The 14,967-nt window shown below is 34.4% G+C and carries 14 protein-coding genes; 9 read left to right on the plus strand and 5 right to left on the minus strand.

Annotated features, from left to right (window positions below; all coding sequences use genetic code 11):
• Positions 1–15: 15 nt before the first annotated feature.
• Both L0669_RS16015 and L0669_RS16020 read right to left on the minus strand, forming a co-directional pair.
• A complete protein-coding gene (locus L0669_RS16015; protein ID WP_263758780.1) occupies positions 16–798 on the minus strand; it encodes a GLPGLI family protein in 783 nt (260 codons plus the stop codon).
• Between the two features lie 4 nt (positions 799–802).
• The gene (locus L0669_RS16020) at positions 803–3,601 is read right to left on the minus strand and encodes an outer membrane beta-barrel family protein (protein WP_263758781.1); all 2,799 of its coding nucleotides are present in this window, start codon (positions 3,599–3,601) and stop codon (positions 803–805) included.
• Between the two features lie 365 nt (positions 3,602–3,966).
• Between L0669_RS16020 and L0669_RS16025 the strand changes: the two genes are divergently transcribed.
• Complete coding sequence (locus tag L0669_RS16025; protein WP_263758782.1) at positions 3,967–4,347, plus strand: hypothetical protein; 381 nt, start codon at positions 3,967–3,969, stop codon at positions 4,345–4,347.
• 206 nt (positions 4,348–4,553) lie between these two features.
• Here the strand turns inward: L0669_RS16025 and L0669_RS16030 are convergent, their stop codons facing one another.
• Positions 4,554–5,297 (minus strand): SDR family oxidoreductase, encoded by a 744-nt coding sequence (locus tag L0669_RS16030; protein WP_263758784.1) that lies wholly within the window; start codon positions 5,295–5,297, stop codon positions 4,554–4,556.
• Positions 5,298–5,402: 105 nt separating this feature from the next.
• On the opposite strand from L0669_RS16030, the gene L0669_RS16035 reads away from it, so the two are divergent.
• Positions 5,403–5,750 carry a winged helix-turn-helix transcriptional regulator gene (locus L0669_RS16035; RefSeq protein WP_263758785.1) on the plus strand — a complete coding sequence of 116 codons (348 nt, stop codon included), beginning with the start codon at positions 5,403–5,405 and terminating at the stop codon, positions 5,748–5,750.
• Positions 5,751–5,909: 159 nt separating this feature from the next.
• On the opposite strand, the gene L0669_RS16040 is transcribed toward L0669_RS16035, so the two are convergent.
• Positions 5,910–6,539 (minus strand): nitroreductase family protein, encoded by a 630-nt coding sequence (locus tag L0669_RS16040; RefSeq protein WP_263758786.1) that lies wholly within the window; start codon positions 6,537–6,539, stop codon positions 5,910–5,912.
• A gap of 267 nt (positions 6,540–6,806) precedes the next feature.
• Here L0669_RS16040 and L0669_RS16045 point away from each other — a divergent pair, with 267 nt between their 5' ends.
• The 4 genes from L0669_RS16045 to L0669_RS16060 all read left to right on the plus strand — a co-directional run bounded on the left by L0669_RS16045 (position 6,807) and on the right by L0669_RS16060 (position 10,655).
• Positions 6,807–7,859, plus strand: a complete 1,053-nt coding sequence (locus tag L0669_RS16045; RefSeq protein ID WP_263758788.1) for a DUF1852 domain-containing protein — start codon at positions 6,807–6,809, stop codon at positions 7,857–7,859.
• A 30-nt stretch (positions 7,860–7,889) separates the two neighbouring features.
• Positions 7,890–8,921: a methionine synthase gene (locus tag L0669_RS16050; RefSeq protein ID WP_263758789.1), complete on the plus strand. Its 1,032-nt coding sequence runs from the start codon at positions 7,890–7,892 to the stop codon at positions 8,919–8,921.
• A 58-nt stretch (positions 8,922–8,979) separates the two neighbouring features.
• Complete coding sequence (locus L0669_RS16055) at positions 8,980–9,972, plus strand: bile acid:sodium symporter family protein (protein ID WP_263758790.1); 993 nt, start codon at positions 8,980–8,982, stop codon at positions 9,970–9,972.
• A 230-nt stretch (positions 9,973–10,202) separates the two neighbouring features.
• Complete coding sequence (locus tag L0669_RS16060) at positions 10,203–10,655, plus strand: Lrp/AsnC family transcriptional regulator (RefSeq protein WP_173970314.1); 453 nt, start codon at positions 10,203–10,205, stop codon at positions 10,653–10,655.
• Positions 10,656–10,679: 24 nt separating this feature from the next.
• Here the strand turns inward: L0669_RS16060 and L0669_RS16065 are convergent, their stop codons facing one another.
• Positions 10,680–11,228, minus strand: a complete 549-nt coding sequence (locus tag L0669_RS16065; RefSeq protein ID WP_263758791.1) for a TetR/AcrR family transcriptional regulator — start codon at positions 11,226–11,228, stop codon at positions 10,680–10,682.
• 216 nt (positions 11,229–11,444) lie between these two features.
• Between L0669_RS16065 and L0669_RS16070 the strand changes: the two genes are divergently transcribed.
• From L0669_RS16070 to L0669_RS16080, 3 genes are all read left to right on the plus strand, one after another.
• Complete coding sequence (locus L0669_RS16070) at positions 11,445–12,503, plus strand: NAD-dependent epimerase/dehydratase family protein (RefSeq protein WP_263758792.1); 1,059 nt, start codon at positions 11,445–11,447, stop codon at positions 12,501–12,503.
• 25 nt (positions 12,504–12,528) lie between these two features.
• Positions 12,529–12,954 carry a DUF2141 domain-containing protein gene (locus L0669_RS16075; protein WP_263758794.1) on the plus strand — a complete coding sequence of 142 codons (426 nt, stop codon included), beginning with the start codon at positions 12,529–12,531 and terminating at the stop codon, positions 12,952–12,954.
• A gap of 287 nt (positions 12,955–13,241) precedes the next feature.
• On the plus strand, positions 13,242–14,963 hold the full coding sequence (locus L0669_RS16080; RefSeq protein WP_263758795.1) for an FAD/NAD(P)-binding protein: 1,722 nt from the start codon (positions 13,242–13,244) through the stop codon (positions 14,961–14,963).
• The last annotated feature ends 4 nt before the right edge of the window (positions 14,964–14,967 follow it).

Below are 14,967 nucleotides of genomic sequence, written 5' to 3' on the forward strand. Positions count from 1 at the left end.
TTAAGTTTAGTGACGTTACAAGGAGTAGGCTTGTAATGTCTTTCTGGCCCATTTTCCCCAGTTTTTTAAAGCTTCTAAAAGTGTTTTGTTTAGTTCTTTATTGTCAGTAGGTTTACCTTTTACCGGAGGAGCTAAATCTTTTTCGGTTACCGGAATTTCAGTAACTTTTGTGGCAAACCATGTCATGTTTTCATGAGGCATGGCCAATCCTAAAATGGTTCCGGGTAATCCTGTAAAAGATTCAGGACCGCCTGAAAACGGAATTTGAATAGTGTAATAGGCAACAACATAAACAGAATCGAGAACTATAGCATTTGCTCTGCGGCATTCATAACCTGCAATATCTCTTGTTTCATCGGTAATTTTCCAGTCAATTTTGCGCAAGCTGTCTTTTACTAAGTATAAATCGTCGTAAACATTTTTTTGGGTAATACTGGTTTGGGTATCCAGATCTGTAGCGATAGTATTTTTTAAATTAGCCATCGGATCGTCAGAAATCCAATTGCTGCTTGTGGGTTGATTTGTTTCTTCCCATTTGTACAAACTCTTGTTTTTTGAAAAACTGAGAGTGCTTTTTGTAGTTTTAAATTGTGTATTGGTTTTTTTATAACTTTCAAAAGCAGCCTGATAATAACTATCAGTTTCTCCTTTTATTTTTTTTGCAATCAAAGCATACATATTCGATTTTTTCTCAAATTCGATTATGCCATTTTGCACAAAGTGCTCATTTTGTGCAAAAGTATTACAGCTTGTCAATACAATTATAAAAATTAAGATGCGATTTAATATTGTTTTCATGGTTTTAGTTTTGTTTAATTTCTCCTCCGCCCATTTTGCTGAAATCCCAGCTTACAGAGAACATAAAGTATCTTTGGATAGTGGTATAAGTACTTTGGTTGATATTTCCATTAAAGGCAGAACGATTAAATCCAACATTTTGGTTCAAGAGATCTCTTCCCGTTATAGAAACTCTTAAATTATCTCCTTTTAAAAATTTCTTGGTGACAGATGCATTCCAGATAAAACGTTCAAAAGATTCCTGAATCACTTGCGTTTTTCCGTTATATTGATAATTACCATCGGTACTAATTTCTAGTTTGAAAGGTAGTTCTACACTGCTCCAGAAATTTCCATTAAAACCCCAGCCATCGCTATCACTATTTTCGTTGATGCTTGCATTAGCAACGTTGTAAGTAGGTCCGAAGCTGGCATTAAAATTGTATTTTTTTTCTCTATACTTTGATAAGTTTAGATTAAAAGAATAACTTGAATTTTTGGTTTGATTCAGTTTTGTATTGATGTAATTATAGTTTACATTTTTGTTGGCACTGAAACCAATTCCTGCATTCATGTCTATAGCCTTGATTGTTTTTCCAAAATTAGTATTCAAAAAATAACCGGTTGTAGCTTTGTCTTTTAGGTTTACAAATTGAGAAATACTTTCTCCTCTGTCATTTGTAATCACATTGCTTATTATTGGATTTACCGTAAAATTGTACGTTGCATTAACCGAAAAATATTGATTGCTAAGTACTTTATACGAATAATAACTTCCTCTGAAATTATTTCTAAAAGAAGGATCTAAATCCGGATTACCCAAAATCGTATTCAACTGATTTTGATTGTTTCGTATGGGTTGTATTTGTTCTAATGTTGGCTGATCGGTGTTTCCGTTATACGACAAACGCAGCGCTTCTCTTTGTTTAAAATTATATTGATAGTTGATCTGAGGCATGTAGTTGACAAATTTTCGCGTAAAATTTTCATCTGTATAAACATTGTACTGTTTAAAGTTGACACCGCTAAATTTAGAACCAAAAGAAAAAACAGTTTTATTTTTTTTGTAATTAAAAATCGCTCCAATTTGGTTTATAGTTTGGTCTAATTCATAATTATTACTAAAAACTGAATCGAGAACATTATAATTCCCATCTGCGGATTGATTAAAAGATTTACGATCCGATTTTCCGTTACTTATATTGAATCCGTAATTAAGAATTAAAGATAAACTTTTAGACAAGGGTTCGGTATAGATTAAATTTGATTTAAAAGCTGTATTGGTAATATTATTGACTTTATTTTGATCGACGACCTTGGTGCTATCCGGACTAATTACGGATGGTGTAAAAAATTCAGCTCTGGAATTTAAATAACCATCACTTTTGCTATTTGTACTGGATTGGCTTAAATTAAGAGATAATGTTCGGCCCGTTTTTTTAAGTCTTTTGGTTAATAAAGTATTTATATTAAATGTTTGATCATCAACATCGTTTGTATTGGTCTGTTTCAAATTATTCAATTGGTTACCTTGTTCGTCAGTACCTTTTCGCATTTCTGCGTCACTTGAATTACTCTTTTTAAACAAGCCATCGATATTTAATTTTAAAGTTAAAGTAGTATCAATTTTAATTTCATAAGCCACATCAAGTTTGTTTTTAGTCATGTTTTTCTCAAAACTCTTGTCTGAAGTATTATAAATGCTGCTGGAACTTAAATTTTGCTGGTTAATATCATTACGATCTCCTGAAAGTTTGATATCGCCAATTTTGTAATTTGCATTGATAGATTCTTTATCGTTGTTCCATTTATTGTCAAAATGTATTCCTCCAGTTTGAGTTACCGGAATTCCTTCACCATTAAATTGACCGTCCCAACTATCAAATTCATCATTTCCGTTGTTTGAAAAATTAATACCGCCGTCATCACTTACCTGATAACTGCTTTGGCCATATTTATCTTTATCTCCCCATCCTAATCCTACTTGTCCTGTGTTGCCTAAAATTCCATAAGCGGCTAATTTTTTCTTATCCCAAAACTTATTAAACATGGCCTGACCTTTGTAAAAATTATCAGTTCCTCCTCCGAGTTCTACTTTCCCGAAATGACCATTTTTTTTGTCTTCTTTAAGTTTAACGTTTAAAGTTTTGGTTTTCTGGCCATCATCAATCCCTGTAAAAGCGGCCTGATCACTTTTTTTGTCATACAATTGTACTTTATCAACCATGTCTGCACGTAGATTTTTTGTAACTAGAGTAGGATCATCACCAAAAAATTCTTCACCATCAACCAAAACTTTGGTTACAGTTTCGCCTTGAGCGGTGATTTTTCCATCCTTATCAATTTGTATTCCCGGGAATTGTTTGATCAAATCTTCCACTTTTGCATTAGGTTCTATTTTAAATGCTTTTGGATCGAATTCTAACGTATCTCCTTTGATTTTCATGGCGGCTCTATTACCTTTTATGATTATTTCGGATAATATTCGTCCTTTATCAGCCAAATTAATTTTACCATAATCTTTGATTAGGTTTGTTGAATCAATAGCAAATTGATCTACAAAATCAGCATATTTGGGATAAGAAACCAGTAATATAAATTTACCGGCTTTAATATTATTCAACTCAAAAGAACCATTTTCTTTAGCTCGTGTATATTTTACTAAAACAGAATCTTTTGCTCTTAACAAAGAGACTGATGCTTTCGTTAAAGTAGATTTGTTTATAGTATCTGCAACATATCCTTTAACTGTACCTGATTTTTGTGCCTGTAAAGCATTTGATAAAAAAAGAAAGCAACATAATAATAGTATTGTTTGTCTCATTAATTGGTTGTGTTTTTTTTTGAAAAAAGGCATTATTGATCTATTATATTCTATTCTATTTTTTGAATAATAGAAAAAAATGCCATTGGTTTTTTAATTTGTTTTTAAGTAAGATTGTAAATTCTAAAATAGAAATTGTAATAGCACCTTTTGGTACAGGTTTGCTGAAGTGTAGCGACTTGATTTTATGAAATTCATAATTTTTTTGTGAGGTTTTGGCGGTTAGTAGTGTGAATTTTAATAATTTTAATTGATAATTATTACTATAATAGTTAAATGTTAATGCGAGCCAAAAATAAATAAAAATACTACAATATTAAAAAGGGTTTAACTTTTTATTATCATGATTAATTAATAATGGACTAATGAAAATAGAAATGAATAAAAAGTATCAGTCAGGTTTAATCGCAAATACTGATCTTCATGCAGGTGGTTTGTTTTTTTGTATCATCTACCAAAATCAACTAGTGTTCTTTGAAAATGGTAAAGTTGAGCTAACAAAAAAGGTCGTGGAAGCCCTTCGTCCTATGGATGAGAACGATGTTAAACATTTACAGAATTTTAAGATTGTTGGAGACTACTTATTTAATGATAGAGGATATTTGGTTTGTAAGTTTGAGGATTTGTTTTGGACATTTACCGGATTGTCTAGCGAAAAAGACAGTTCTATTATTGTCTTTAATATTTATGATAGTCGCTTACAAAATAGGCGGGGAGAGGTTTATAAGCTGGAAGAAATTATTTAGTAACAACAGTTTTTTTAAATATTATTTCGTCTTTTCGCTTTTTTTACAAATCCGATCACTCAGATATATAAAACGATAGCGCGGACTTGTAATCTGTGCCCGCTCCTAATATTACTAAAAATTAGATTTTTAATATGTTAGTGTATACTTTGCGGGCACAGATTATAAATCCGCGCGATCTGGTTATTTAGTAACCGGGAATGAATTTATTTTAGAGCATAATTTATGTAGCCTCCATCTGCTAACAGCTCTGTTCCGGTAATAAAACTTGCATCATCTGAAGCAAGAAACAATACTGTTTTCGCGATTTCTGCCGGGTCGCCTAATCTCTGCATAGCAGTAGCACTGGCCAGAAATTCTTTCGCGCCTTCGGGTACAGCTTTATGAAGACCCGGTGTAGCAACCGGACCCGGACTCACAATATTGACACGAATTTTTCTTCCGGCCAATTCGTTTGCCGCGATCTGAGCAATTTTATTTAATGCTCCCTTTGTAGCCGAATAAATACTACTTCCTAAATTTGCCGCCGTCGCAACGGTTGACGAAGTAAAAATTACGGATGAACCTTCTGCCAGATGAGGAAGCAGTTTTTGAAGTGTAAAGAAGTGACCTTTGACATTGGTATTAAACTGCGCATCAAAATCAGCCTCCGTTACTTCTTCTATTGAACTAAATGTTGCGATTCCTGCATTTAAAAAAAGAGTATCCAATTTATTTCCGCTTTCTGCAAAAGCTTTTTCTAATAGTGAAAGATCAGATAAATTGGCAGTATCAACCACAATAGTTTTCAAATTAGGATTGTTAATTTCGTCAGCTGCATTTTTAAGATTTTCGCTGTTTCTTCCGGTGATCCAAACGTTAGCGCCTGATTTTATGAATTCTTTTGCTGTTGCTAATCCAATTCCTGTAGTTCCGCCTGTTATGAGAACATTTTTATTTGTGAAATTCATTTTTCTAGTATTTTAAATTTATACGAGCAAAGTTAATTCAGTTAAGTTTATTTTTGTTACTTTGTAACCAAAAGTAACAGTAACGTTTGAGTAACAAAGTAACTTATGAGTAACGAATGTCAGGTTGAGCACAGAAAAGAGATAATGGCAGTCCATGATACAATGGATATATTGAATGGAAAATGGAAAATTTCTATAATTTCATCGATCTGTTATCATAACAAGAGAAGATTTACAGATATTTTAAATGACGTAAACGGGATTTCCAATAAAATGTTAAGCAAGGAATTGAGGGATTTGGAAATAAATAAATTAATTAAACGCACAGTTCTCGATACGCAGCCTGTCACAATCCATTATCAGCTGACGGACTATGGATTGACATTAAAAACGATCATAAATGATCTTGCAGAATGGGGATTAAAACACCGAAAAGTTATTATTGATGGTTAACAGGCAAGATAAAAGAAAAAAAATCCCATTTCGTTAGAAATGGGATTTTAATTTTTGTGACAGGAACAGAGCAAATTTCAACATCTTTTATAGATGATTTGAAGTTATTCGCTTATTATATCTAGTTTCTGTCTTTTATGATTTTGTAAACTAATACTATTAGTAAACTTTCGTTATCATTTCATCTATAGGCAAACGAACTTTTTTCGTCGCCGCCATATAGTCTTTTTCGGAATCGCGATATCCTAAAGCGAGGATAACTGTAGAATGCAACCCTTTTTCTTTCAAATCCAAAACGGCATCGATATTGGTAGCATTAAATCCTTCGATAGGAGTGGCATCCACTTTCAATTCTGCCGCAGCAATAAGCGCTGTTCCTAGTGCAATATAAGCCTGTTTGGCCGCCCAATGGGCTTTTTGTTCTGCGTTAATAGTGCTGAAATAGGAATGCAGTCCATTTCTAAATCCTGATAAGGCACCAGCATCAAGACCTCTTTGCTTTTCTGTCATTGCCATATAATCGTCAATGTAAGTCGGAGACATGTCAGTTAGTGCGGCAAAAACCAACAAATGAGAGCAAGAGCTAATCTGTCCGTTATACGAATCAGCACCTAATTTTTTTTGAATTTCCGGATTGCTTACGACAAAAACACGGTAAGATTGCAGACCGCAAGAAGATGCTGAAAGATTTATAGCCTCTAAGATCTGATCGACTTTCTCTTCTGTTACTTTGATGTTATTGTAAGCTTTTGTGGCGTAGCGCCATTTTAAATTTTCTATCAAATTCATTGCTATGTCTGTCTTAATTTTTGGCAAATATAAATGATATTGTTTTCTTTTTCGAGTTTTTAAAGCGCTCTGGGAAGTTCCAGGTCAATTATCTTGGGTCACAAAAGAATATTTATCTGTTTTCCTTCATTATTATAAATGTTTAAAGATTAATAATCTTTTAAAATGTATATTAAAAGAATAATTAACTGAATTTATGTGTAAATAAAAATATTTAATCTTTTATATTCAAATTTGCAGGGTAAAAAAACTAAACATTATCATCAGATGAAAGCGAACATACAAGAAGATAGGGGAATAAACGAAAAGCAAAATATTGAAAACACCCAGAATATAATCCAGAATGATTTTGCATTCACACTAAAGAGCACTTGTTTAGATGAAAACTATCACCCCTCAAGTGAAACGCGTTTGACAACCAATTTTGCAAACCTGGCCAGAGGAGGTAATCGCCAACAAAACTTACGTAATGCATTAAATATGATTAACAATCGATTCAATGCATTGGCTTATGTAAATAATCCAAAAGCTGATCGTTACCTTGTAGAACTTGAAATCATCACAGTAACGATGAGTATTGATGATAAAAATGGTATTAACAATCTGCCGTTGATTGAAGTTTTAAAAACAAATATTTTTGATCGCAAGACTAACCAGCATATCGAAGGTATTGCCGGAAATAATTTTTCGTCTTATGTTCGTGATTATGATTTCAGTATTTTATTGATCGAGCACAATAAAAATAAACCTAATTTTTGTATTCCTGAAGATTTTGGTGATTTGCACGGAAAACTTTATAAGTGCTTTGTCAATTCAACCACTTATAAAGAGCACTTTAAAATGTCGCCGATCATTTGTCTAAGCGTATCGAGCAACAAAACGTATACTCGCACGGAGTATCAGCATCCGGTTTTGGGTTTTGAGTATCTGCAGGATCAGTATTCTATCACTGATGAATATTTCTCTAAAATGGGCCTAAAAGTTCGTTTTTTCATGCCTGCAAATAGTGTGGCACCAATGGCTTTTTATCATTCCGGAGATCTGCTTGCTGATTATACTGATCTTGGATTAATCAGCTCAATTAGTACGATGGAGACTTTCCAAAAGATTTATCGCCCTGAAATTTACAATGCAAATTCAGTGGCTGGGAAAATCTATCAACCAAGTCTTAAACACGAAGATTATTCACTGACTCGTGTGGATTATGACCGCGAAGAGCGCAGCCGATTGGCTGTTGAACAGGGTAAATATGCAGAAGAGCATTTCATTAAGCCTTACAAAAGTCTCCTGGAACAATGGTCTGCTAATTTTACCCTTTAATTGATTACAACGCATTAAAATTATACTATTATGAAGAAATTATTATTACCTACCTCTATTGTTGGAAGTTTACCTAAACCTGCATGGCTTGCACCACCCGAAAAACTTTGGTCACCATGGAAATTAGAAGGCGATCAGCTACTTGAAGGAAAACAAGATGCTTTACGCATTTCTTTGCAGGAACAACAATTGGCAGATCTGGATATTATTTGTGACGGCGAGCAGACACGCCAGCATTTTGTAACGACTTTTATCGAGCATTTAAGCGGTGTAGATTTTGAAAATCGTAAAACAGTAAAAATCCGTAACCGTTATGACGCGAGTGTTCCAGTGGTTGTAGGTGAGGTTGCACGTCAAAAAGCAGTTTTTGTTGAAGACGCTAAATTTTTACGTAAACAAACTAATAAGCCTATAAAATGGGCATTGCCAGGTCCGCTGACAATGGTCGATACTTTATACGATGACCATTATAAAAGCCGTGAAAAATTGGCGTGGGAATTTGCGATAGCACTCAATGAAGAAGCAAGAGAGCTTCAGGACGCAGGGGTAGATATTATCCAGTTTGATGAACCTGCATTTAATGTGTTCTTTGATGAAGTAAACGATTGGGGAATGGCAGCATTAGAAAGAGCTATTGAAGGTTTACACTGTCAAACTACGGTTCATATTTGCTATGGTTATGGAATACAGGCAAATACTGATTGGAAAAAGACATTAGGTTCAGAGTGGCGACAATACGAAGAAATTTTTCCGAAAATTCAAAAATCTAAAATTGATATAGTGTCTTTAGAATGTCACAACTCTAATGTACCTTTAGATTTAATGGAACTTGTTCGCGGTAAAAAAGTAATGGTAGGTGCCATTGATGTAGCAACCAACGCCATTGAAACGCCAGAAGAAGTAGCTGCTACCCTGCGTAAAGCTCTTGAGTTTGTAGATGCCGAAAATCTTTACCCTTCTACAAATTGCGGTATGGCCCCGCTATCCCGAAACATAGCCAGAGGTAAATTAAGTGCTTTAAGCGCAGGAGCAGAAATTATACGCAAAGAACTTGGGATTTAGTCTTAATATATTAATAATGGAGTCCGTGCCTCTACGGAGAAATAATATTTAAAACACATTGAATAAATTATTACAAGTATTAAAAAAAGCAGGTTTCGACGGTTTCCTGTTAATGATCGCGACCATGATTTTGATGGCTTATTTTTTGCCAAAGCCAGGCATGGTCAAGGAACCTGTTTCGCTTGAGGAGATTGCCAATGCCGGTGTTTCCTTTATTTTCTTGTTTTATGGCATGCGACTGAGTGTTGAGAAACTAAAAGCAGGACTTTCTAACTGGAAAATGCACATTGTCGTTCAGTTGACCACCTTTTTATTTTTTCCGCTCATTGTTTTGGCATTTCGCCCGTTGTTTGTCAATAACGGCTTCGAGCTGCTTTGGATGGGTGTATTTTTTCTGGCAGCATTACCGTCTACAGTTTCCTCTTCGGTGGTCATGGTTTCGATCGCTAAAGGAAACATTCCGGCAGCCATTTTCAATGCAAGCATTTCCAGTTTGATTGGGGTAGTCGTTACGCCTCTCTGGGTCGGGCTTTTTATAGCTTCTGCGACAGGCGATTTTGATGTTACTCAAATCGTCACAAAGTTGATTCTTCAGGTCTTGCTGCCTGTCATCATTGGAATAAGCCTTAATTCCCGTTTAGGTGTCATGGCCGAAAAATACAAGAAACAGCTTAAATACTTCGATCAGGCAGTTATTCTAACAATTATTTACACGTCGTTTTGCAAGTCATTTTCCGAACATCTTTTTGAGGGGTTCACCGCCCTTGAACTTGCCGGACTCGCTGCAGGAATGATGGCGTTGTTTTTTGCCGTATTCTTTTGTGTCGGACTACTCAGCCGCCTACTTGGTTTTTCAGATGAAGATCGTATTACTGTGTTATTCTGCGGGTCTAAAAAGTCATTGGTGCATGGCACCGTTATGTCAAAAGTACTTTTTCAACACAGTACCATCACCGGCATCGTATTGCTGCCGCTCATGCTTTACCATGCCTTGCAATTGATTGCTGCCAGTATCATCGCTCAGGGTATGGCCCGACGAAAAGAAGTATAGTTTTTATTTACGGCGTAGCCCTTTATCTTTTTTTGGATAAAGGGCATTAAGAATAACGCTCCCTTTTATAAAAATAATACCTTTTAGATTTTTTATACTGCGAAGATGAAAGCTGCAGTATTTTATGTTTTTAACTTGAGTGAAATAAGATTTTTGTATTGTTTTTGGTTATATTTGAAGAATTTTATTCTGATTCAAAAATAAATTAAACCTGTTTAAAGTAATATTCTATGGAACAAATAGACGATATTGATCTTCAGTTATTAAATATACTGCACGATAATTCTAAATACACTGTAAAAGAGCTTGCTAAAATGGTAAATCTTTCGGCATCGCCTGTTTTTGAGCGGATCAAAAGATTGGAAAACAATGGTTATATTAAAAAATATATAGCACTCCTTGATGCAGAAAAACTAAACAGAGGGTTTATTGTTTTTTGTAATATCAAACTTAAACAGCACGATCGTAATATTGGCCATCAGTTTGTTAGTGATATTATGAAAATAGAAGAAGTTGTAGAATGTTACAATATCTCTGGTGATTACGATTTTTTAATGAAAGTTTCTGCCAAAGACATGAAGCATTATCAGGATTTTGTGTTTAATAAATTGGGATCGGTCGAAAGTATAGGGAGTACCCAAAGCACCTTTGTTATGTCGGAGATAAAAAATCTCTACGGATAGTTCTGCGATGGCTTATGGAAATTGCTATAATTTATTGAGTTTATTTACCAGATAACTTATCATTTGAGCAATACTTTCAGCAGGAATAGCGAAATCATTTTCTATCCAATTTTTGATGACAGCAATACTTCCTTTTTCACCAAATTGGTATGCCATTTCAGCAAAAGGCTTTATTTCGGCAGTAAGTTCTATTTGATTTTCAACCGGAAAATTATTCCGGACGCTTCTCAGTATTCGCGATAGAATTCCGCTTCCATCCGCTTTGGTAAAGACAATTTTACTCATCTGTTTATCGCTTTCTAATAACTGGCAGCTGAGCAGTATTACATCGTCCATATTGGTGCTTTTACGCAAAACCGCTGACAGTTTTTCAAAAACATCTTCTTCTATTTCAAGAAGTATATCTAGTGGAATATTATAATGTCTGTAAAATGTATTGCGGTTAACATCGGCTGTTTTACACAATTCGGAAATGGTAATTTCGCTGAGTTCCTTCTCCTGCAGTAAACTGAATAGTTGCTCACGCAGCACTTTTTTAGTATACTGAACCCTTCTGTCTTTTCTTAAATCCATCACAATTTTTTTTACATACGCTACAAAAGCGCTTGTTTTTGTTCGTTAATACACAGCAATAGCCTTTTTTGAGACAACAAATATATTTCTCTTCAATAGCTTTACATAGTGATCTTTAAAAGAACACAAAGCTAAATATGGAACATATTGTATAACAAATATAGCTCTTCTTTAAAAATTAAAGACAGAAGGATTGACTATTTAAATTAAAAAAAAATGGAAAATAAGACTTTACGAAAAAGAATACTGCTAACTGGCGCATCTGGAACTGTTGGTTTAGAAACCTTGCAGCATTTGGTTCAGCATACAGATTATGAAATAACGGTTTTTGATGTAAAAACCCAAAAAGCGGTCAAAAAACTGGCTCCCTTTAGCTCTCGTATTGAGATTGTGTATGGAGACATCTGCAATAGAGAAGAAGTGTTGAAAGCTACTCACAATAAGGATTTTGCTATTCATTTAGCGGCGGTTATTCCACCTCTTGCGGATATAAATCCAGAGTTAGCTAACAGTGTCAATGTAAAAGGCACAGAAAATCTTATTTATGCCTTAGAGAAAAATTCGCCACATTGTTATTTGATTTTTAGTTCCAGTATTTCGGTTTATGGTGATCGGATGAAAAATCCCGAAATAAGTATCACTGATATTTTACAGCCCAGTCCCGGTGATCAGTATGGGGAAACAAAGTTGCTGTGCGAGTCATTGATTCAACAATCCAAATTATCTTGGAGTATTTTTCGCCTGGCTGCGATTATGGGAAACCATAAAATATCCAAATTGATGTTTCACATGCCACTGGAAACGCCCATTGAAATTTGCACTCCACAAGATACCGGAAGAGCTTTTGCTAAAGCAATTGAACATCATGAAAAATTAGAAAAGCAAATATTCAACTTGGGAGGGGGAGAGGACTGCGTAATTTTATATCAATATTTTCTAGATAAAATGTTTGCTGAATTTGGCTTAGGGAAAGCTGATTTTCCAAAAAAAGCGTTTGCAGAGAAAAATTTTCACTGTGGCATTTTAAAAGATGGTGATGATTTAGATAATATTCTAGGTTTTCGACAACAAAATCTGAAGGATTATTTCGAGATAGTCCGCCAGAAAATTCATCCTTTACAGAAAAAATTCACTTTCCTTTTTAGAAGTATTATAAAAAAATGGCTGCTCTCACAATCAGAACCTTATCACGCTTATAAAAATGGAAATTTCAAAAAGATGAATCACTTTTTTAATCAATCAGATGAAAAGAAATTAGAAAAGGCTTTATTGTAAATCCTAAATAATAATAATAATACTTATGAAAATTAAAATGATAAGCTTGATAATACTGGCAGCAGTTAATTCGTCGCTGTTTGCGCAACATAGTTTAAGTGTTGAAGTAACGGGCGTGGAACCTGGTAAAGGATATGTTTTTTTTGGATTGTATGATAAAGAGAAAGGTTTTCTTGATCATGCGTCACAAATTGCCACTGCAAAAGTAAAAGCTGCGGAAAATAAATTGGTCTATACGTTCAAAAATTTGCCAGATGGTGATTATGCTATTGCTGTGTATCAAGACGTGAATGATAACGGAAAATGCGACCGAAGTATAATTGGTTACCCGACAGAAGGATTTGGATTTTCTAAAAATTATAAGCCAAAACTCTCAGCACCTGATTTTGATGATGTGAAAATTGCAGTTAACCAATATGCTAAAACCAGTATTGCATTGATTGGGAAATAGAAAAACCTTTGTCGGTGATTGGAATTCGAAAGACTGTAAATAAAATTGGAAGCACCTCAAATGAGATAATTCATCCTAAGCCTTCAAGTCTTTAAGTTATTCTTTCTTAATAAGAGAGTAATTATATAATTTCATTTTTGAATCATGTAACTGCTTGCTTACGTGGTTTTTGATATTTGTATTTTATAATTTACAAAAGATAATAATTTTTATATTATCTCATTCAATTATAAATAATTCTGCAGCTTCTGAATTTTTATAATTAAAGTAATAAAATCAAAAAATCAATGGAAACGAAAAGTAAAAAAAAACGCATTGCAATTTTAGGTGGAGGTCCAAGCGGTCTTTTTGTTTATAAGAGATTGGTCGAATCCGGTTCAAATGATTTTGAGATTACAATTTTTGAGAAAAAAAAGGAGCTTGGATCTGGAATGCCTTACAGCACCGAAGGGGCCAATATAGAGCATATCACCAATGTATCCGATAATGAAGTACCGCATATAGTAACTTCCATGTCGGATTGGATTTATACTGCACCTGCTGAATTACTTCAACAATATAATATTAAACCGGATCAATTTAATGAGTATAAAGTCGTACCGAGACTTCTATTTGGAAGTTATCTTGCTGCGCAGTTTGAAATATTGCGTAAAACAGGAAAGAAAGCAGGAATTGCTACAGCTGTGCATTTTGAAAGCACTGTAACAGATATTAATTACGATATTAAAAATCAAACCGTAACGGTGCAAACTATAAACGGTAGTAATCATGAATTTGATTTTGCGGTAATCTGCACAGGACATAACTGGCCGATACGTTATGAAGGTAAAGTTCCCGGTTATTATGATGCGCCATATCCGCCCCGAAAATTAGTACAGCATTTTAATCATCCAGTTGCTATAAAAGGATCTTCTTTGACGGCGATTGATGCCATAAGAACAATGGCAAGGAACAACGGATTATTTGAAAAGGATTCTGAAGACAATCTTAAATTCAAATTAAATCCAGAGAGTGCAGATTTTAAAATTATGATGCATTCCAGAAGCGGTATGCTTCCTGCTGTTCGTTTTCATTTAGAAGATTCACATCTTTCAAACGACTCTTTGTTAACTAAGGAAGAAATAGATCTGCACAGAAAAAGTAATGATGGATTTTTATCCCTTGATTTCATTTTTGAAAAGGATTTTAAAGAAATATTTATTGAAAAAGATCCAGAATTTTATCAGCGAATTAAAGATTTTTCAATTGAAGATTTTGTAACTGATATGATGGAACTGCGTGAACGTCTTGATCCTTTCCGGCTTTTAAGAGCTGAATACGTTCAGGCTGAGAAATCTATCAAAAGACAGGAATCAATTTACTGGAAAGAAATGCTTGCTGTACTCAGTTTTGCGATGAATCATCCCGCTAAATATTTTTCGGCAGAAGACATGCAGCGGCTTCAAAAAGTTCTGATGCCGCTTATTTCCATTGTAATTGCATTTGTTCCCCAAAAATCTTGTGAAGAATTGCTTGCTCTGCATCAGGCTGGTGTTTTGGATCTTGTTCCTGTTGGCGATGACAGTACCGTTGAGCCGCAAAACGAAGGAGGGATTCTATATAATTTTGTGGATACCAATGATAATCAGAGGTCTGTATATTATAAAACATTTGTAGACTGTGTAGGACAGCCTCATTTGTCTTACGATGATTTCCCTTTCAAGAGTCTGCTTGATCAAAAAGCGATTAGTCCGGCGCGTTTAAAATTTAAATCTTCAGAGCTAGGGCAGACTGCGTTTACCACAGATCCTGAGAAAGTTGAGAAAGATGAAAATGGCGATTATTTTTTGAATGTTTCAGGAATAGCCATTAATGACAATTTTCAAATTATGGATCAATATGGAGCATATAATAAAAAATTATACATTATGGCTGTACCTTATATCGGAGGTTTAAATCCCGATTATTCCGGTTTAGATTTTTCCGAAGCTGCATCTCTGCGTATAGTAAAAGATATTTTGAGGGATTAATAAA

Origin of the sequence: Flavobacterium bizetiae, from assembly GCF_024271895.1 — a bacterium.
Taxonomy (GTDB): domain Bacteria; phylum Bacteroidota; class Bacteroidia; order Flavobacteriales; family Flavobacteriaceae; genus Flavobacterium; species Flavobacterium bizetiae.